This window comes from Phaeovulum sp. W22_SRMD_FR3 (assembly GCF_052113705.1).
Classification (GTDB): Bacteria; Pseudomonadota; Alphaproteobacteria; order Rhodobacterales; family Rhodobacteraceae; genus JBGQOG01.
Genome location: NZ_JBGQOG010000014.1, coordinates 23,509 through 42,602, shown reverse-complemented (window position 1 = coordinate 42,602; position 19,094 = coordinate 23,509). Strand labels below are relative to the sequence as shown.

Here is a 19,094-nt window from a genome sequence, read left to right as displayed (position 1 = left end):
TGCGGACCGCAGGGCTTGCCGCTGTGCCGGGGCCGCGATTGCACCGCCGGTTTCCTGCCCTGACCCTTGCGGCGCTGATGGCGGTCGGCGCGACGGCGGGCTGGGGCCAGACGGCCAGCCAGCTGACCCCCCAGAGTTTTGAGCCGCAGGCCCAGCGCCCGACCGGTCCGGTGGTGTTGTCCGGGCGCGCGGGCGGTCCGGTGCCCGCCGGGGCGGACCGGCTCTTCGTGCGGCTGAGCGATGTGGTTGTCGAGGATGCACTGCCCGAAATGGCCGCCGCCGGTGCCGCGCTGCGCGGGCGGCTGGCCGGGCAAGTGATTTCCGCCGCCGAGATTTTCAAGGCCGCCAGCGCGCTGGAGGCGGATTATGCCAAGGCGGGCTTTGTGCTGGCGCGCGTGGTCCTGCCGCCGCAAACGCTGAACAACGGCGGCACCTTGCGTCTGCAGGTGATCAACGGCTTTGTCGAAAACGTCGATGTCACCAATGTGCCCGGCCCGGTGCGCAACCGTGTGAGCCAGCTGAGCACGCCGTTGGTCGGGCGCAAGGCTCTGCGGCTGAGCGATATTGAGCGTCGGCTTTTGCTGGCGGGGGATACCTTTGGCCTGTCGCTCGGCTCCTCGCTGATCGCGGGCGAGGATCCGGGCAGCACGCGGGTGCTGTTGGATGCCGAGTTCCGGCCGGTCACCGCCTTTGTCGGGCTGGACGATACGCTGGGCGCGGATCTGGGCACTTATTCTTTTTCCAGCGGGGTTGAGGTCAACGGCGCGCTGAAAATGGGCGAGACTTTTTACGGCCGCCTTTCCGGTAACCCCTCGCAGTTGTTTGACGATCTGCCCCGCTACCGCACGGCGGCGCTGGGCTTTGTGCTGCCCTTGGGGGGCAACGGGCTGACGCTGAATGTCGAGGGCACCTCGAGCAAATCCACCCCGGATACGGCCTTTGCCCCCACCACCAGCGATTTTGAGCGTCTGTCGGTGCGGCTGTTTTATCCCTGGATCCGCTCGCGCGATCTGAACCTCTCCAGTCAGGTCAGTCTGGATCGGCAGAGCGACAAGCAATTCCTGCTGCTGGGTGCCAGCCGGGTCGGGCTTTATCATGATGAGCTGTCGGTGCTGCGCGCCTCGCTCGACGGGATGCGGCGCAACGCCAGAGGCGGGGTGTTTGAGGGCGCGCTGTCGCTGTCGCAGGGGCTGGATGGGCTGGGCGCGCGCGATGGCAGCACGGGTCTGCCGTTGTCGCGGCAGGGGGCGGCACCGGATTTCAGCAAACTGGTGATCGCCGGGCGCTACACGCAGCCGCTGAATGAGAAATTCCTGATGGTGCTGAGCGGGCGGGCGCAAACCGCCTTTGGCGACGCGCTGCCCAACAGCGAGCGTTTGGGGATCGTCGGCGCGTCGGAACTGTCGAGCTTTGATGCGGGCAAGCTGCAGGGCGACAGTGGCTGGGTGGTGCGGGGCGAGGTGTTGATGCCGCGTCCGGTCACCGTGGGCGCCGTGCCGCTGCAAATGAGCCCCTATGTGTTTGGCGCCTATGGTCAGGTGAACAATGCCCGGCCCACCGCGGTGGAAGCGGCGCGGATCCGTGCCTCCTCCGTCGGGCTGGGGGTGAAATTCGACTATCAGGGGGGCGATCCGTTTACCTCGGGTTCGCTCAGGATTGAACTCGGAAAAGGAGCGCGGGATGACAATGGACCCGATGGGTATCGCATCGCCGTCTTGGCCAACTACCGGTTCTGAGCCTGGCTGCGCGGTCAGGCGGGCGTCACCCCAGCGCCGGCGCGCGCTGGCGCTATGGCTTTGCGCGCTGGCCAGCACCGCGCTGACCCCGGTGGGGGCCCCGACGGCGGCACGGGCGCAGGCGCTGCCCGAGGGGGCCACGGTTGCCGCCGGGTCGGCCAGCATCAGCACCGGCGCGCCGGGCAGCATGGTCATCACCCAGGGCACCGATACGGCGGTGATCAACTGGAACAGCTTCTCCATCGGCAGCGGCGGCACGGTGGACATCCGGCAACCGGATGCCACGGCGGCGCTGCTCAACCGGGTGACCGGCGACAGCACGAGCACGATTTATGGCAGCCTGACCGCCAATGGGCAGGTCTATCTGGTCAACCCGAACGGCATTTTCATCGGCCCCTCCGGTCAGGTCAGCACCGGCGGTTTCGTCGCCTCGACGCTGGACATTTCGGACGCGGATTTTCAGGCCGGGCGGTTGCGGTTTGGCGGCACCGGTCAGTCGGCCGCGGTGGTGAACCAGGGCACGATCAGCACATTGCGCGGCGGCTATGCGGCGCTGCTGGGCGGTTCGGTGGACAATGCCGGGGTGATCCGGGTGCCGATGGGCCGGGTGGGTCTGGGCGCGGGCGAGCAGGTTACACTCGATCTGGCGGGTGACGGCTTTTTGCAGGTGGCGCTGCCCTCCGAGAGCGATGATGCGGCCACCACCGCTCTGGTGCGCAATTCCGGCACGATCATCGCCAATGGCGGTCAGGTCGAGCTGATGGCCGCCACCGCCCGCGATGCGGCACGGCAGACGATCAACATGTCGGGTGTGATCGAGGCGCGCAGCGTCGGCGGCCAGTCGGGGGCCATCGTGCTCGGCGGCGGATCGGGCGGTGCGGTGCGCATCAGCGGCCGGATGGATGTCAGTGCGGCGGCGCCTGCCAGCTCTCCCACGCCGCCTGCACGGCCTGCGGTGGGCGGTGCGATCACCGTGACCGGGGCGGATATCAGCCTGACCGGGGCCAGCCTGAATGCCAGCGGTGCGGCGGGCGGCGGCACGATCCGCATTGGCGGCGATGCGCGGGGCGAGGGGGATTTGCCGCATGCTGAGACGGTCAGCATGGATGCCACGAGCAGCCTGCGGGCGGATGCGCTGACGAATGGCGATGGCGGGCGGATCATCCTGTGGTCAGACCTGCTGACCGATGCGCGCGGCACATTCAGCGCGCGCGGCGGTGCCGAGGGCGGCGACGGCGGCTTTGTCGAGGTCTCGGGTCATGATGACCTTCGCTATTTCGGCCGGACCGACACCCGCGCGCCGCAGGGCCAGACCGGGATGCTGCTGCTCGATCCGGTGGATTACACCCTGCCCGGCAGTTCGGATGCCGCGACGATTGAGGCGAACCTTGCCACCAGCGATGTCACCATCTCGACCACGGGTTCGGGCACGGATGCGGGCAATATCACCATCAATGAGGCGCTGAGCTGGACCGCCTTTACCGCGCTCTATTTCTACGCCGACAACAACATCGTCCTGAACAGCCCGATCACCGGCCCGGCAGGCGGGCTCTATTTTTCGGCGCCGGGCACGGTCACCACCGGGGCGGCCGCCGACATTGATGTGCGCTGGTTCTATCTGGCGCAGGGCAATTGGCTGCAATTGGGCAGCACCCTGCCGGGTCTCACGGCAACCGATTTTGCGGTCTCGAGCAGCGCGAATTTCCTGCGCGCCCTGGGCGGCGACGGCAGCGCGGGCGATCCCTATCAGCTGACGGATGCCTATGGCCTCGTGGCGCTGGCGGGCTCGCTCTATACCGAGGCTGATTTCGTGCTGGCCAATGACATTGATGCCAGCGGCACGGCGGGCTGGGACGACACCGGTGAAGGCGCTTTGGGCTTTAACCCCATCGGCTTTTTTGACGGCACGCTGGACGGGGCGGGCCATGCAATCGACGGGCTGACCGAATTCGACTACGCGACGGAAGGCGGCCTGTTCAATACCCTCGGCAGCAATGCGGTGATCACCGATCTGCGGATGACAAATGCCGATCTGCAATTCGGCAATGGCGGCATTCTGGCGGCAACAAACAATGGCACCATCCGCAACACCTCGGTGTCGGGATCGGTTGTCGGCGATCAGGGCTCGGCGCTGGGCGGTATGGTCGGCACCAACACCGGCAGCATCACCGACAGTTTCTCGACGGCAACGGTGGATCTGACCTACGCGGATTTTTATGCGACCGAACTGGCCGTTGGCGGGCTTGCGGGCATCAACGAAGGGACGATCACCCGCTCGAATGCCACCGGCACGGTCTCGGGCGACAATTTCGCGGGCGGGGTCGAGATGTCTGTCGGCGGGTTGGTCGGGGCCAATCACGCGGCGGGGCAGATCACGGATTCCTATGCCTGGGGCGCGGTGCAGGCCACCGGCGACTCGCTCGGGGCGGTGCTGGGCGGCCTGACGGGCACCAATGCCGGCACGATCACCCGTTCCATCGCCACCGGAGCGGTCCAGGGCAGCGGCTCGGCCAGCTTCACCGAAGGGGGCCTCAACGGCCGCGACCTGTCAGGCACCGTCACCGCCTCCTATTGGGATGCGACGGCCAGCGGGCAGGCGACCAGCGCGGGCGGCACCAGCCTGACCACCTCCGCCTTGCAAGATACCGCGGGTTTCAGGACTCTCGCCACCTCGGCCGGCTGGGATTTCGGCGGGGTCTGGGCGCCGGGGGCGAACGGCTATTACCCGGTGAATTACTCGACAACGCCAGTGGTCTTTGCGCTGCCGGACAATCTGACGCTGCAATATGGCACGGTGGAATCCGCCGTGGCGACGGGAAGCGTTTCGGGGGGCAGCAGCGCCTATGTCTTTGATGATCCGACGGATACGATGACACCGACGGACCTTTTGGCCGATCTGACCTTTGCCAGCAATACCGTCGGCACCAGCAGTTTCGGGGTGACCGCAACCACCGCGACCAGCACGCAGGGGCAGGCGTTCCGCGTTGTCTCGCTGCCCGCGACGGCCACGATCACCCCCGCGCCGCTGACGGTGACCGCGGGCGATCAGGTGGGGGTCTACGGCCCCGGCGTTGCGCTGGGCGGCAGCGCCTACAGCGTTGACGGGTTGGTTTATTCTGACACCGTTGACAGTGTGCTGCTGGACAGCAGCGGTGCTGCGCCCGGTGCGGCCGTGGCGGGCAGCCCCTATGCCATCACCCCGAGCGGGGCCAGCGGCAGCGGGCTGAGCAATTACGACATCACCTATGTTGCGGGGGCGCTGGTGTTGACCCCGGCGGCGCTGACGATCACCGCGCTGGATCAAAGCGGTGTTTACGGGCCGGGCTTCACGCTGCCAGGCAGTGGCTACAGCACCGGCGCTTTGGCCTATTCGGGCGACAGCGTCACCGCGGTCACCCTCAGCAGTGCGGGGGCGGCGCCGGGCGCGCCGGTGGCGGGCAGCCCCTATGTGATCACGCCGAGCGGGGCCACCGGCACCGGTCTGAGCAATTACACCATCACCTATGTGCCGGGGGCGCTGACGGTCACCCCGGCGGCGCTGACGATCACCGCGCTTGATCAAAGCGGTGTCTATGGGCCCAGCCGGTCGCTGGGCAGCACCGGGTTCACCACCTCCGGTCTGGCCTATTCGGGGGACTCTGTGGACAGCGTGGCGCTCGCCAGCAGCGGTGCCGCTGCCGGAGCGCCGGTGGCGGGCAGCCCCTATGTGATCAGCGTCAGCAATGCCAGCGGCACGGGGCTGAGCAATTACGACATCTCTTATGTCTCGGGGGCGCTGACTCTGGTGGCGGCGCCACTGACCATCACCGCCCTTGATCAGAGCCGGTTCGAGGGGGATGGTTTTGGGTTCGCGGGGACCGAGTTTTCCGTGACCGGGCTGGCCTATTCGGGCGATCTGGTGAGCATGGTCGATCTGGCCAGCGACGGTGCGGCATCGGATGCCACGGCGGATGGCAGCCCCTATGCCATCACCGCCAGCGATGCGACGGGCACCGGCCTTGGCAATTACGACATCACCTATGTCGCGGGCACGATGACCGTGGCCGCGCCCACCCCGGACATCGCGCCGCCGCCGCCCCCGGTGCCGAGCGCGCTGCCCAATCCGGCGGATACGGTCAACACCACGCTGGTGACGCCGGGCAGCACGGTTGCCGTCGCCCCCGGAGTTGAGCCTGCAACCGAGACGCTGGTTGTGGTCAAATCCATCGCAACCAAACTCGAGATTGCGGCGCGCTCCTGTGGGCAGAGCGACGCGGATATTGGCCGCTATCTGGCCTGTCTGGCCGACAGCATGGACCAGTTTGCCACCTCTCTGGATGAGATTTCGCAGGACCTGCCCCCGGGGCTCGGCTCGGTCGGTGACATCATCCGGGGCACCCGCGACGACATCCTGAACATCAGCGCCACCGCCGAGGCGCGGCTGGCGACGGCCACCACCGATGCCGAGCGGCAGGCGATCCGCCGCGACGCGGTGGGGGCGGCGCACCGGTCCCTGCAAAACGCCCAATCCGAGATCCGCAAGGCGATCTCGCTGATCCGGGCGGAAGATCCCGAGCTTGTGAGTTTGCAAACCGCGACCATCGAGACGATAGTCGGGGCGGTTGCCAGCGTGGACAGCGGATTGTCGCGCGTGGCCGAACTGTAAGCGGAGGGCGCAATGCCGGGGATGTTCAGGGCCGCAGCGCTTGCGCTGGCCGGTTACCTCGCGACCAGTGTCGCGGGGCTGGCCGAGGTCCGCACCGCGCTGATCGTCGGCAATTCGCATTACGAGGCGGTGGGCACGCTGGACAATCCGGTGAACGACGCCTCGGACATTGCCATCGCGCTGGAGGGGCTGGGGTTTGAGGTCTTTCTCGGCCTCGATCAGACCGAAGTGCAGATGCAGGCGCTCGCGGCCAAATTCGAGGCGGCGGCGGCGCAGTCGGATGTGGCGCTGTTCTACTATGCCGGGCATGGGTTTCAGGTGAACGGCCAGAACTATCTGGTGCCGACGGATGCGCATATTTCCAGCGCCGAGGATGTGGCCACCCAGACGCTGCCGGTGAACGAAGTGCTTGACGCGATGGAGAAATCCAAAGGTCTGCGGCTGGTGTTTCTGGATGCCTGCCGCAACAATCCCTTTGGGGAGACGCCGGTCGGGCCGCAGATCTCCAGCGGCCTCGCACGGATGGGCAATGCGGCGGATTTTCTGGTGGCCTATGCCACCCAGCCCGACAATGTCGCCTATGACGGCACCGGACGGAACAGCTTTTTCACCGAAGCCATGCTCAGCCATATCTACACCCCCGGGCAGGATATGTCGGATCTGATGATGTCGGTGCGCCGCGATGTGATGGCGGCCACCGGTGGGCGGCAGATCCCCTGGGAGAACTCCTCGCTCACCCGGCAATTCCGCTTTGACAACAGCCCGGTGACGGCTTCCGAGGAAACGCTCTTGTGGCAGGTGGCGGCAAATGCCGATGATCCGGCGCTGATGCGGCTCTACCTCGACCGCTACCCGGAGGGGGCGCATGTCGGCGATGTGGTGGCCTATCTCGATCAGGGCGATACCGGCATGCGGACCCGCGATCTGGGGCTCGGCGATGCCGATGCCCAGGCCGAGCGTTTGTGGCAATTGGCGCAGCGCAGCCGGATGCGGCCGCTGCTGGAGTTTTACCTCGATCAATACGGGCAGGGCGCGCATGCCGATCAGGCGCGGCGCCTTTTGCAATCGCTGCCGCCCTCGGACGACACCACGCCGGGCGGGATTTGCGAGCGGCTGACCACGCATCCGCGCGATGCGACGGCGACGCAATCGGGCGTGCCCTTCGCGCAGCTGCAGCGCAATGCGGTGGCGGCGATTCAGGCCTGCAGTGCGGCGGCGGCGCAGGCGCCCGATCTGCCGCATTACACCGCGCTTTTGGCGCGGGCGACGGCGGCGACCGGCGATATGGGCCGGGCGGTGCAGCTCTATCAGCAGGCGGCCGACCGGGGTGACCTGCGGGCGATGGTCAGTCTGGCGCAGCTGCGCGAAACCGGCACCGGCCTGCCGCAGGATCCGGCGGCGGCGGTGGCGCTCTATCAGCGGGCAGCGGATGCGGGCAGCCCGGATGCGATGATCAACCTTGCGGTGATGCTGTTTGAGGGCAAGAGCCTGCCGCAGGACAAGGCGAAAGCGGTGGCGCTGTTGCAGCAGGCCTCGGCGCAGGGCTCGGCCAAGGCCACCTTCAACCTCGGCGTCTTGATGCAGGAGGGCGATCTGGGCGACCCGGGCGAGGCGCTGGCCTATTTCCGGCGTGCGGCGCAAGAGGGCGAAACTGCGGCCTACCGCGCGGCGGCGGTGCTGCTGGATGAGGGGCGCGGGGTGCCCGCCGATCCGGCGGCGGCGGCGGATCTCTTGTTGCGGGGTGCGGCCGAGGACAACGGCCTGATCGTGCAGCAGCTGAGCACCGCACCGGGCGAGTGGTCGCGCGCCACATTGTCGGCGATGCAGGGGCGGTTGCAGGCGGCGGGCTATTACACCAGTGCCATCGACGGGCGCGGCGGGCCGGGCCTGACTGCGGCGCTGGCCACCTGGCGCAACGGCGGTTTTCGCCCGGATCTGCTGGCGCCCTGATGCGTCAGGGCCGCCTCAGGGGGTTGAGAAGGCCAGGTGCCCGTCCTTGACCACCTCCATCGCCACATAGGTCGAGGTGGAGGCCACATGCGGCAGCGCCGAGATTTTCTCGGCCATCACCTGCCGGTAGCCGATGATGTCATGCGTGCGCACCTTCAGCAGATAGTCAAAGCCGCCCGCGATCATGTGGCATTCCTCAATCTCGGGCACCTGCCGTGCGGCCTTGTTGAAGGTTTGCAGCGCCGCCTCGCGCGTGTCGGACAGGCGCAGCTCGACATAGGCGACATGCGCCAGCCCCAGCCGGATCGGCGACAGGATGGCGCGGTAGCCCGCAATGATCCCCTCGGCCTCCAGCCGTTTGACCCGGGCGATCACCGGGGTTTTCGACAGGCCAACCCGGACCGCCAGATCGGTCATCGACATGCGCCCATCCGCCGAGAGGCATCGGATGATCGCCTGGTCGTATTTGTCCAATGCATCAAACCGTTTGGCCTCATCGGTCGACATGGCGGCATTCCTTTGGCTGAATATCGGGGAAATATTGGTCCGATCCGTCTTCATATAGCGCCAGATCCGGTTCTCTGGCTAGGGTATGCGCGGCGGCAGGCGGCGCGGCAGGCGGTCGCGGGGGGCTGGCGGTCGCAGGGGCAGGGGCCGCCGGGGTGCGCCCGGGCGGCGCTTGCCAAACCGCAGACAGCTGCTTATGCCAAAGCACAGGCGGGCCCCGTCGGGTCGCAGGATCAGGATATTCAATGATGCGGCGTGCAGCGTGCCCCCGGGCGCAATCGTGATGGCGGATTTTGCGACCACCGGCCCGGCGCCTCTGGCCGTCATGGGCTGGTCCGAGCATTACACCGAGCAGCTGACCCCGGATGAGATGGCACTGGCCCCCGTGCGCATCGCGACCGTTCACCGGGCGCGGATGTCGGCGGTGGGGCTGGAGGGGCCGTTGAAGCTGATGCTGCCGCCGAAAACCAATACGCAGAATTACGCCGTGGGCGACTGGGTGCTGATCGAGCCGGAAACCGCGATGCTGGTGCGCCGCCTCAAACCCCTGACGCTGGTGCAGCGCCGCCATGACAGCGGGCGCGGGCATGTGCAGCTGATCGCCGCCAATATCGACACGATGTTCATCGTCACCTCCTGCAATGCCGATTTCAACCCGGCGCGGCTGGAACGCTATCTGGCGCTGGCCAATGAGGCGGGGACGACGCCGGTCATCGTGCTGACCAAGGCCGATACCACCGAAGACCTCGCCCGCTACCGCGCCGAGGCCGAGGCCTTGCAGCGCGATCTGCCCGTGGTTTCGGTGAATGCGCGCGAGGCGGCGGCGGCCGGGGTGCTGGCGCCTTGGTGCGGGCCGGGGCAGACCGTGGCGCTGATCGGCTCCTCCGGGGTGGGGAAATCCACGCTGCTGAACACCCTGGCAGGTCCCGATTATGCCGCGCCACAGGCGACCGGCGACATCCGCGAGGCGGATGCCAAGGGGCGCCACACCACCACCGGGCGCTCGCTGCATGCGATTGCGGGCGGCGGCTGGGTGATCGACACGCCCGGCATGCGGACCCTGCATCTGAGCGATGTGGGCGACGGGATCGACACGCTCTTTGCCGAGATCACCGAACTCGCCCCCGAATGCCGTTTCCGCGATTGCACCCATGCGCATGAGCCGGGCTGCGCGGTGCAGGCGGCGGCGCGGGACGGGCGTCTTGACCCCGAGCGGCTGGCCCGCTGGCGCAAATTGCAGGATGAAAACCAGTTCAACACCCCGGTGGTGGGGCGGGGGAACCGCCCGGGCCCAGCCCGCGGCAGGCGCTGAGGCGCACCCGCTGGCCGGTCGTTCTTGCCGGGCGCGTTCAGATCTTTCAGCAGGTGTCATCAGAACGCGCAGCGCCTGCGGCCAAAGTGAAGGTGGCATGCAGAGATGAGCATTTGGCCGCCTGATGCGGTAAAAAGGCCGCCCGATCAGGGCGGCCTTCCCCGTCAATGCTTGTGCGAGGGGCGGAAGGGCTGCGGCTTGGTCAGCATCTCGGGCTGCAGCACCGCATCCAGATCGTCTTTTTCCATCAAGCCCTTGTCCAGCACCAGCTGATAGACCGAGGCGCCGGTGGTATGCGCTTCGAGTGCCACTTCGGTGGCATTGGCATAGCCGATATAGGGGTTGAGCGCGGTGACGATGCCGATCGAGTTTTCCACCGTGGCGCGCAGCAGGTCGCGGTTCGCGGTGATGCCGCGCACGCAATTCACCTCCAGCGTCTCACAGGCGGCTTTCAGATGCGCGAGGCTGCGGAAGAGCGAGTAGAAGATCACCGGCTCAAAGGCATTCAGCTGCAACTGGCCGCCTTCGGCGGCAAAACTGATGGTGACGTCATTGCCGATCACCTCAAAGGCCACCTGATTGACCACTTCCGGGATCACCGGATTCACCTTGCCCGGCATGATCGAGGAGCCGGCCTGTTTCGCGGGCAGGTTGATCTCATTGAAGCCCGCGCGGGGGCCGGAGGACAAGAGCCGCAGATCGTTGCAGGTTTTCGACAGCTTCACCGCCACCCGTTTCAAAACGCCCGAGACCTGCACAAAGGCCCCGCAATCCTGCGTCGCCTCGATCAGATCCGGCGCGGTGATCACCGGGATGCCGGTGATGTCGGCCAGATGCGTGCGCACGCGGGCGGCATATTCGGGATGCGCGGTGATGCCGGTGCCGATGGCGGTGGCGCCCATGTTGATCTCAAGGATCAGCTGCGCCGCCTCGGTCAGGCGGGATTCATCCTCTGACAGCATCAGGGCGTAGGTGCCGAATTCCTGCCCCAGCGTCATCGGGACGGCATCCTGCAACTGCGTGCGGCCCATCTTGATCACATCGGCAAATTCGGCGGATTTCGCGGCGAATGCCCCGCGCAGCCCGGCCATCGCGCCCACCAGCTGGTGGATGCCGCTCCAGGCGGCGAGTTTCAGCGCGGTGGGGTAGACGTCATTCGTGCTCTGCCCCATGTTCACATGTTCATTCGGGTGCAGATGGCGAAACTCGCCCTTGGCATGACCCATGATCTCCAGCGCGCGGTTGGCGATGACCTCATTGGCGTTCATGTTGGTCGAGGTGCCGGCGCCGCCCTGAATGAGGTCGACGACGAACTGGTCATGCAGCTTGCCCGCGCGGATCTCGTCGCAGGCGGCGGAAATCGCGTCGCAGCGCGCGGCGTCGAGCAGGCCCAGATCGCGGTTGGCGCGGGCGGCGGCCTGTTTGATCGCGGCCAGCGCATTGATCAGTTCCGGCGCATCGGCAATCGTGCGGCCGGTGATGGCGAAGTTTTCCACCGCGCGCAACGTATGCACCCCCCAATAGGCCGAAGCGGGCACTTCGCGGTCGCCCAAAAGGTCATGTTCGATGCGGTATTCTGTGGTCACGATGGTCTCCCGCCGGGGCATGCCCGGAATGCGCGTTTTCTGGTCCCGGCTGGTGACGCCTGTCACAAACCGTGCTCCAGAAATGCGCCGGACCCGGGGAAAGGTCCAATGCCAAGGCGGACTGGGTTATTCCGTTCTTGCATAACCCTGTTCGGCGGCTTTCCAGACCGTGTCCATCAGCGGGCGCGAGCGGGTGGCGCTGCGGTAGAGCCGGATTTCCATCGGCAGCTCCGGCCCCATCACCTTCAGCGCACCGGAAGCGAGTTCTGCCTCGACCAGACTGCGCGGCAGCCAGGCCAGACCATGCCCCGCCACCGCCATGAATTTCAGCGCCTCGGCCATCGAGCCGTCATCGGTATGCGCGACATAGGTCTCGGGCGTGCCCTCCTGCCCCTGCGCCATCACCGTCAGCAGACCGAGGAACGACCCCCGGGAATATTGCAGCAAGGGCAGCCGCGATCCGCGCACCATCCAGCCATCGAGAAAGGCAGGGTTGATCACCGGCACCAGACTGTCATGCCCGACGGTCAGATAGGCGAACCGCACCGGGTCAAGCGGGATCGGCACACTGGGGTGGTGATAGGTCAGCATGAAATCATAGCCGCCCTCGACCAGACTCTGGATGCAGAGATGGAAATTGTCGGGCAGCACGCGGCTGGCCACCGGGCCGATCCGGTCGCGGATGCCGCTGAACCAACGCGGAAAGAAGGTCAGCGTCAGCGTGTGCAGCGCGGTGACCGTCACCGTGGGCAGGTTGGGGCGGCCGGGCTGCGGGCTGCGGGCGCGGGTCATCATCCGCAGCACCTCTTCCGCCGTCTCGCGGAACTGGCGGCCCTCGGCGGTCAGACTGATCGGATAGCGGCTGCGGTCGATCAGGTCAAAACCCAGCCACAGTTCCAGCTGGCGCACCCGGCGGCTGAAGGCGCTTTGCGTGACATTGCGGTCTTCGGCCGAGCGGGAAAAGCTGCGCGTATCGGCGAGGGAGAGGAAGTCCTCAAGCCATTTCAGTTCCATGCCGACCTCCGCAGGGTGCCGACGGCGGCACCCGATGGCCTTCTGTGACATGAAGCGGTGGCCGGGGCCAAGCGGAGAATCGGCCCGTCCAGGGGCGAAGGGGAGATGGGCGGGCCAAAAGAATTTTGCACGCCGCGGAAACTTTCGGCGAAAGGCCGCCGTAGCTCATGGTGACCGGGAAACATCCCGGACCCGTTCAACAGGAGAGAGACATGCGCAGCCAAATGATCGCCAGCCTGCTGGCCCTGACCCTTGCCACCCCGGTTCTGGCCGCCAATCCCGATGTCGGCGGCGCGCCGATGTTCGAGACGAAGAACATTGTGGAAAACGCCGTGAACTCGGCCGATCACACCACGCTCGTCGCCGCCGTGAAGGCCGCCGGCCTGGTGGATGCGCTGCAGGGTCCGGGGCCGTTCACCGTCTTTGCCCCGGTCAATGACGCCTTTGCCGCCTTGCCGGCGGGCACCGTGGAGACGCTCCTGAAGCCCGAGAACAAGGCGATGCTGACCAAGATCCTGACCGCGCATGTGGTGGCGGGGGACTATACCACCGCTGACATCATGCGCCGGGCCAAGGCCTCCAAGGATGGCTATTTCAACATGGTGACGCTGTCGGGCGATGCGCTCTCGGCCACGGTGCGCGGCAAGAACCTGTATATTCTGGATGAAATGGGCAATGCCTCAAAGGTCACCATTGCCGATGTCAAACAGTCGAACGGCGTCATTCAGGTGGTGAACAAGGTTCTGCTCCCGCGCTGAGGGGGTTTTCAGCACGGTGAGCGGGGGAGGGCGGTCCGATGGGCCGCCCTTCTGGCATGATGGGCTGGCCGCGCGGCGCGCCGGAGGCCGACGCGCCTGAGGGGCGCTCCGATGCGCCGCCTCAGAACAGCAGTTTGTAGCTGTTGCCGCGGCTGTCGGTGGCGGAGCCGGTGCCGCTTTGCGTGCCCGAGCCCATGATGAACGTGCCCTGCACCCGCGTGCCATCGGTGCAGACGGCGTAGATCTCACCGCTGTTGATGCCGCCCACATCCTCGGAGGCGTTTTTGAACTTGCCGCCGGTGTCGCGCAGGGTCAGCGACAGGCCGCGCTCGCGCGAGGTGACCTTGGGCACCACCGAGGTCCAGGTGCCGGTGCAGCGCGTCTTGTCGGGCTTGGGCAGGCGGAAGCTGATCGTGCCGGAGGTGTCGGTGTCATCCTCGGATTTCACCGGAATCATCGTGGCCGGGCTCTGCATCGCGATCGGGCCTTGCAGAGGGTAAAGACGCATGTCGCCCTGACCGTTGCCGCAGGCAGTCACGAGCGCGAGGGAGCTGAGGGCGAGGAGGGCACGCAGGGTCACAGGCAGGATCTTTCCAATTGCAGGGCGACAGGGGAGAGCGCTGAAGGATCAACGCGTTTTGCCCGCCCGGCTTGGGGCGGGAGTGCGCATCTGGTAAGGTATTCATTTCTTTTAGGAAATTTGGCTGGGGCGGTAGGATTCGAACCTACGGTACACGGTACCAAAAACCGACGCCTTACCACTTGGCCACGCCCCAACTCTGTGAGGCGGTGTTTAGCCAAGGCGGGTGGGGGCCGCAAGAGGAAAAACGACAGTTTTTTACATTGCACCCCGAACTTTCTGCGGGCAAAGCAAAAACATGGAAAAAGTAGATGTGGTGATCCTGGGCGCCGGTGCTGCCGGCATGATGTGCGGCATTGAATCGGCCCGCCGGGGACGGCGGGTGGTGATTCTGGATCATGCGCGCAGCCCCGGCGAGAAGATCCGGATCTCGGGCGGCGGGCGGTGCAATTTCACCAACCGCACCGTGGCGCCGGAGCGATTCCTGTCCCAAAATCCGCGCTTTGCGCTGTCGGCCCTTGCGCGCTACACGCCCGCGGATTTCATCGCCCGGGTGGATCGCGCGGGAATCGCCTGGCATGAGAAAACGCTGGGGCAGTTGTTTTGCGACGGCAAGGCCACGCAGATCGTGGAGATGCTGGTGGCGGATCTGCGGGCGGGCGGGGCTGAGCTGCGGCTGGGCACGGCGATCACCGAGGTGCGGCGCGAGGGCACGGGATTCGTGGTCGGGACGGACCGCGGGATGCTCGCGGCCGAGAGCCTGGTGGTGGCTTTGGGCGGCAAGTCGATCCCGAAGATGGGCGCGACCGGGCTCGGCTATAAAATCGCCGAGGATTTCGGGCTGAAGCTGACCGAAACGCGTCCGGCATTGGTGCCACTGACCTTTGCCGAGCAAGAGCTGGCGCAGACCGTGCCCTTGGCCGGGGTCTCAGTGATGGCGCGGGTCAGCCATGGCAAGACCGGCTTTGATGAGGCGCTGCTTTTTACCCACCGCGGATTGTCGGGGCCGTCGATCCTTCAGATCTCAAGCTATTGGCGCGAGGGGGACAGTCTGCGCGTCGATCTGGCGCCGGGGACGGATGTGGCGGAGCGGCTGGCGCAGATGCGCTCGGAAGCGGGGAAAGTGGCCATTCACAATGCGCTGGCGCGGCTCTTGCCCGAGCGGCTGGCGGGGTTTGTGGTGGCGGAGGCCGGGCTTTCGGGGCGGCTCGCGGATCAGAGCAAGGCGGGGCTCGCCCGGCTCGGTGCGCAGGTGCATGACTGGCAGATCCGGCCGGTGGGCTCGGAAGGGTATCGCACGGCCGAGGTGACGCTGGGCGGGGTGGACACGCGGGGGTTGGACGCCAAAACCATGGCGGCGCGGGGACAGCCGGGGCTCTATTTCATCGGCGAAGTGGTGGATGTGACCGGCTGGCTGGGCGGGTACAACTTCCAATGGGCCTGGGCCTCGGGCTGGGCGGCGGGGCAGGCGGCCTGAGCCATCTTTGCGCGAAGGGCCTGTGGGGCGCGGCGGCGGGGGCTGTCTGCCCCCGCACCCCCGAAGGTATTTTCGCCAAGAAGAAAGGGGACGGCGGCGCGGAAGGGGCGGGCGCCGCCGGTCTTTGCGGTCAGACGCGGATCGGGTCGGCTTTCGCCAGCGCGTCAAAGGCCATCAGCGTTGCGATCAGTTTCGGCATCTGGTCGAGCGGGATCATGTTCGGCCCGTCGGAGGGGGCGGTGTCGGGCGCTTCGTGGGTTTCGATGAAGACGCCTGCAATGCCAAGGCTGACGGCGGCACGTGCCATCACCGGGGCAAACTCGCGCTGCCCGCCCGAGGAATTGCCCTGTCCGCCCGGTTGTTGCACCGAATGCGTGGCGTCCATGATCACCGGATAGCCGGTTTTCACCATCGTCGGCAGGCCGCGCATGTCGGCCACGAGCGTGTTATAGCCAAAGGAGGTGCCGCGCTCGGTCAGCAGGATGTTTTCATTGCCGGTGGAGGCGACCTTGGCGGCGACATTGGGCATGTCCCAGGGGGCGAGGAACTGGCCCTTTTTGATATTGACCACCGCGCCGGTTTCGCCCGCGGCGATCAAAAGATCGGTCTGGCGGCAGAGGAAGGCGGGGATCTGGATCACATCCACCACCGCGCCCGCGGTGCGGGCCTGCTCGGCGTCGTGAATGTCGGTGAGGACCGGGCAGCCGAGTTCGGCCCGCACGGTTTCCAGCACCCGCAGACCTTCCTCGATGCCGAGGCCGCGGCGGCCCGAGAGCGAGGTGCGGTTGGCTTTGTCATAGCTGGCCTTGAAGATATATTGCGCGCCCGCGGCGGCACAGGCCGCCACCATCGCGCGGCCGATCATCAGCGCATGCTCGAGGCTTTCGAGCTGGCAGGGGCCTGCAATCATGGTCAGGGGGCGGTCATTGCTGACCGTCAACGCGCCGATACGCACATCTTTCATGGGTCTTCCTTTGCAATCCGGGGGCCCCGCCGGGGCCGCCCGGTCAGGACGATACCTGCTCGCGCAGGATCGACGCGGTGAGCGACATCATCAGATAGATGCCACCGAAGATCAGAAAGGCCAAGATGGTGTTTTCGAATTTGCGCGGATAGGTCGGCTCATCCGGGGCCACCGGGCTGACGCCCATCGACAGGTAGCGCACCTGTTTGTTCGCCTCGATCCGGGCGGTTTCCAGCTGGGCCGCCGCCTGACCGAGCAGGACCTGCCGGGTCTGCAGCTCGGCCTCGGCGATGCGCAGCTGGCCGGTGACCGAGGCCAGCGAGGTGCTGGTGCCCGAGCCCTGGGTCAGTTGCGAGCGCAGTTGCGCGATCACCGCCTCAAGACGCGCGATGTCGCCCTTGACGCCTTCGACGCGGGCGGCATTCGGCTGGGCATTGTCCATCAGCTGTTGCAGCTGCAGGCGTTTCTTCTGCGCCTCGGTCTCAAAGGTTGAGACCTGGCTCATCACCACATTGGATTCGGTGACCGGGTCCAGCACGCCCAATTGCTCTTGCAGGTGCAGTACCTTTTCCTGCGCGGCGAGCACTTTCGCCTCGGCATCGGCATAGCTGTCGCGCGCGCCCTGCATCTGATCTTCGCGCAGGCGTTGGGTCAGCTGGTCGACCTGCTCTTCGGCATAGTTGATCAGGGCCTGGGAGAAATGCACCGAATCCTGCGGATCGGGCGCGATCACTTCCATCTTGATGATGCCCTCGGTCGGGTCATAGCCGATCTTCACGTTGTTGCGGTAAACCTTATAGGCCTTTTCATTCGAGGCCCCCTCGGGCAGCCGCTGAATGGCATCAAGCGAGGGGTTGGAGAATTTCGCCTTGAAACCCTGATCCTTGTCGAGCCGCAGCAAAGCCTCGCGCGAGTTCAGATAGCTTTGCACGGTGATCGAATCCTGGCTGGTGGCCAGTTGCGTGCCCGAGAACAGCCCGGCAAGCCCGCCGGAAGCGGTCTGATCTGCCTGCTGGATCACGAATTCGGCGCGCGTCGCATACATCGGCGAGGCGATGAAGTAGAAATACCAGCCCGCCATGATCGTGGGCAGCAGCACGAAAATGGCCAGACGCGAGGCCAGCAGCAATTGTTTGCGCCGCCGCCGCTTGGCGATGTCGCGCTGCATGCGGATGATTTCGGCGGCACGGCTGCCTTCGTCCATCGGGGCCGGTTTCGCGGGCAGGTTCTTGCCCTGCCGGGTGGTCTGGGGCAGCTGCACGCGGGTGTCCGCGCCCTTGCCATCCATGCGCGCGATCGCGGTGCCGGTCTGGGCGGGCGCGTCATCATCATCGGCCTGGCCGATCTGGAGCACCTGATTGCGGTCGAACGGATCGATCCCGCGGCGGCGGAGCAGTTTCACCGCTTCAAAATCCGAGGTGGCGTCGATCCCGTGCCGCTGGGCCACGCGGCGGGCCATGCGCAATTGCCGCCCCGTCAGCCCTTCGGCGCGGATGGCGGCAATTTCCTCGTCCGAGGTCAGCTCGTTCGGGGCCAGCACGGTGCTGCGCTCGGCGGTGGGGAAAAGGCCTTCGCCAAAGCCATCATCATGCGGCGCCAGAAGGTCATCGTTCTGTGCAGGGCTCTGGCGTTGCAACCGTTCCGGCTCAGCCGGGGCGCTGACGGCGCGCGGGGCCAGCCGCTGATTGGCGGCGGGCTGACCGGGCAGGCCGCCATCAAGGACCGACACCGGGGTGGCCGCGGCAAGGGCGGGCTCATGGCGGCGGATGCGGAATTTCTTAGCCTTGGGAATGGTAGTCATATAAACGCTTCGCCTCTTCCAAGGTATCGAACATATAAAGCTGCCCGTCGCGCAGGACGGCGGCGCGGCGACAGAACTTTTCAAGGGTTGCCGCCTGATGCGAGACGACAATCACGGTGGATTCCTTCAGCCGGTCGCGCAGGATCGACCCGGCCTTGCGGTTGAACTCCACATCCGTGGTCGAGGGCATCCCCTCGTCGATCAGATAGATGTCGAATTCGATGGCCAGCAGCAAGGCAAAGGTAAAGCGCGAGCGCATCCCCTGACTATAGGTGCCGACCGGCATGTCGAAATATTCCTCGATCCCGCAGAGCCAGCGGCAAAATGCCTCAACATAATCAGGGTCGAGACCGTAGAGACGGGCGATGAAACGCGCGTTTTCGGTGGCGGTGTGGCGCGAGACGACGCCGCCCATGAAGCCCAGCGGAAAAGAGACGCGGCAGGTTTTGCGGATCTCGCCCTCATCGGGTTTCTCAAGGCCCGCCATCATGTTGATCAGCGTGGTCTTGCCGGTGCCGTTCGGGGCCAGAATGCCCAGCGATGTGCCCAGTTCCACCCGAAAAGACGCCTGATCAAGAATGACCTTGCGCGTCTTGCCGGTCCAGAAGGACTTGCTGACATTCTCAAATTCGAGCATTTCGCCCATTTGCCTCGGTTGGTGCCGCACCCGTTTCCCGCAAGGATAGGCGCTGTTGGTTAAAACAAAGACTAGACGGTAAATCGGGCAAGAGTAAGGCCGTTCCCGCTTCCTGTATACGCGGATG

At 66.1% G+C, this 19,094-nt stretch carries 13 protein-coding genes and 1 tRNA gene; 6 read left to right on the top strand and 8 right to left on the bottom strand.

The window, feature by feature from the left end; all coding sequences use genetic code 11:
- Positions 1-38 precede the first annotated feature (38 nt).
- From ACEN2S_RS16215 to ACEN2S_RS16205, 3 genes are all read left to right on the top strand, one after another.
- On the top strand, positions 39-1,736 hold the full coding sequence (locus ACEN2S_RS16215) for a ShlB/FhaC/HecB family hemolysin secretion/activation protein (protein ID WP_441867779.1): 1,698 nt from the start codon (positions 39-41) through the stop codon (positions 1,734-1,736).
- A gap of 91 nt (positions 1,737-1,827) precedes the next feature.
- Positions 1,828-6,381 carry a two-partner secretion domain-containing protein gene (locus ACEN2S_RS16210; RefSeq protein ID WP_441867777.1) on the top strand — a complete coding sequence of 1,518 codons (4,554 nt, stop codon included), beginning with the start codon at positions 1,828-1,830 and terminating at the stop codon, positions 6,379-6,381.
- A gap of 12 nt (positions 6,382-6,393) precedes the next feature.
- Positions 6,394-8,331 (top strand): caspase family protein, encoded by a 1,938-nt coding sequence (locus ACEN2S_RS16205; RefSeq protein WP_441867775.1) that lies wholly within the window; start codon positions 6,394-6,396, stop codon positions 8,329-8,331.
- 15 nt (positions 8,332-8,346) lie between these two features.
- Here the strand turns inward: ACEN2S_RS16205 and ACEN2S_RS16200 are convergent, their stop codons facing one another.
- Complete coding sequence (locus ACEN2S_RS16200) at positions 8,347-8,838, bottom strand: Lrp/AsnC family transcriptional regulator (protein ID WP_441867773.1); 492 nt, start codon at positions 8,836-8,838, stop codon at positions 8,347-8,349.
- Positions 8,839-9,121: 283 nt separating this feature from the next.
- Here ACEN2S_RS16200 and rsgA point away from each other — a divergent pair, with 283 nt between their 5' ends.
- Positions 9,122-10,150: a ribosome small subunit-dependent GTPase A gene (rsgA, locus tag ACEN2S_RS16195; protein WP_441867771.1), complete on the top strand. Its 1,029-nt coding sequence runs from the start codon at positions 9,122-9,124 to the stop codon at positions 10,148-10,150.
- Between the two features lie 164 nt (positions 10,151-10,314).
- Here rsgA and aspA read toward each other — a convergent pair whose 3' ends face one another.
- Positions 10,315-11,757 (bottom strand): aspartate ammonia-lyase, encoded by a 1,443-nt coding sequence (gene aspA, locus ACEN2S_RS16190; RefSeq protein WP_441867769.1) that lies wholly within the window; start codon positions 11,755-11,757, stop codon positions 10,315-10,317.
- Positions 11,758-11,862: 105 nt separating this feature from the next.
- Positions 11,863-12,750, bottom strand: coding sequence for a LysR family transcriptional regulator (locus tag ACEN2S_RS16185; RefSeq protein WP_441867767.1), 888 nt, complete (start codon positions 12,748-12,750; stop codon positions 11,863-11,865).
- Between the two features lie 212 nt (positions 12,751-12,962).
- Here ACEN2S_RS16185 and ACEN2S_RS16180 point away from each other — a divergent pair, with 212 nt between their 5' ends.
- Positions 12,963-13,508, top strand: a complete 546-nt coding sequence (locus ACEN2S_RS16180; RefSeq protein WP_441867765.1) for a fasciclin domain-containing protein — start codon at positions 12,963-12,965, stop codon at positions 13,506-13,508.
- A 121-nt stretch (positions 13,509-13,629) separates the two neighbouring features.
- On the opposite strand, the gene ACEN2S_RS16175 is transcribed toward ACEN2S_RS16180, so the two are convergent.
- Together ACEN2S_RS16175 and ACEN2S_RS16170 are read right to left on the bottom strand one after the other, a co-directional pair.
- On the bottom strand, positions 13,630-14,088 hold the full coding sequence (locus ACEN2S_RS16175) for a hypothetical protein (protein ID WP_441867763.1): 459 nt from the start codon (positions 14,086-14,088) through the stop codon (positions 13,630-13,632).
- A 121-nt stretch (positions 14,089-14,209) separates the two neighbouring features.
- Positions 14,210-14,284, bottom strand: a tRNA-Gln gene (locus ACEN2S_RS16170).
- A gap of 102 nt (positions 14,285-14,386) precedes the next feature.
- Between ACEN2S_RS16170 and ACEN2S_RS16165 the strand changes: the two genes are divergently transcribed.
- The gene (locus ACEN2S_RS16165; RefSeq protein WP_441867761.1) at positions 14,387-15,565 is read left to right on the top strand and encodes an NAD(P)/FAD-dependent oxidoreductase; all 1,179 of its coding nucleotides are present in this window, start codon (positions 14,387-14,389) and stop codon (positions 15,563-15,565) included.
- Between the two features lie 130 nt (positions 15,566-15,695).
- On the opposite strand, the gene kdsA is transcribed toward ACEN2S_RS16165, so the two are convergent.
- From kdsA to ACEN2S_RS16150, 3 genes are read right to left on the bottom strand one after another with little or no spacing between them, the layout of a single operon-like run.
- Positions 15,696-16,529: a 3-deoxy-8-phosphooctulonate synthase gene (gene kdsA, locus ACEN2S_RS16160; protein ID WP_441867759.1), complete on the bottom strand. Its 834-nt coding sequence runs from the start codon at positions 16,527-16,529 to the stop codon at positions 15,696-15,698.
- 43 nt (positions 16,530-16,572) lie between these two features.
- On the bottom strand, positions 16,573-18,330 hold the full coding sequence (locus ACEN2S_RS16155) for a capsule biosynthesis protein (protein WP_441867757.1): 1,758 nt from the start codon (positions 18,328-18,330) through the stop codon (positions 16,573-16,575).
- Positions 18,308-18,967, bottom strand: coding sequence for an ABC transporter ATP-binding protein (locus tag ACEN2S_RS16150; RefSeq protein ID WP_441867755.1), 660 nt, complete (start codon positions 18,965-18,967; stop codon positions 18,308-18,310). Before ACEN2S_RS16150 ends, ACEN2S_RS16155 begins: the two co-directional genes overlap by 23 nt.
- Positions 18,968-19,094: the final 127 nt, after the last annotated feature.

Bases quoted from the DNA above. Each gene is read 5' to 3' on its own strand.
- rsgA (WP_441867771.1), top strand. From the start codon at position 9,122: ATGGCGGATTTTGCGACCACCGGCCCGGCGCCTCTGGCCGTCATGGGC.
- ACEN2S_RS16200 (WP_441867773.1), bottom strand. From the start codon at position 8,838: ATGTCGACCGATGAGGCCAAACGGTTTGATGCATTGGACAAATACGAC.
- ACEN2S_RS16205 (WP_441867775.1), top strand. From the start codon at position 6,394: ATGCCGGGGATGTTCAGGGCCGCAGCGCTTGCGCTGGCCGGTTACCTC.
- ACEN2S_RS16150 (WP_441867755.1), bottom strand. From the start codon at position 18,967: ATGCTCGAATTTGAGAATGTCAGCAAGTCCTTCTGGACCGGCAAGACG.
- ACEN2S_RS16185 (WP_441867767.1), bottom strand. From the start codon at position 12,750: ATGGAACTGAAATGGCTTGAGGACTTCCTCTCCCTCGCCGATACGCGC.
- aspA (WP_441867769.1), bottom strand. From the start codon at position 11,757: ATGCCCCGGCGGGAGACCATCGTGACCACAGAATACCGCATCGAACAT.
- ACEN2S_RS16180 (WP_441867765.1), top strand. From the start codon at position 12,963: ATGCGCAGCCAAATGATCGCCAGCCTGCTGGCCCTGACCCTTGCCACC.
- ACEN2S_RS16155 (WP_441867757.1), bottom strand. From the start codon at position 18,330: ATGACTACCATTCCCAAGGCTAAGAAATTCCGCATCCGCCGCCATGAG.
- kdsA (WP_441867759.1), bottom strand. From the start codon at position 16,529: ATGAAAGATGTGCGTATCGGCGCGTTGACGGTCAGCAATGACCGCCCC.
- ACEN2S_RS16165 (WP_441867761.1), top strand. From the start codon at position 14,387: ATGGAAAAAGTAGATGTGGTGATCCTGGGCGCCGGTGCTGCCGGCATG.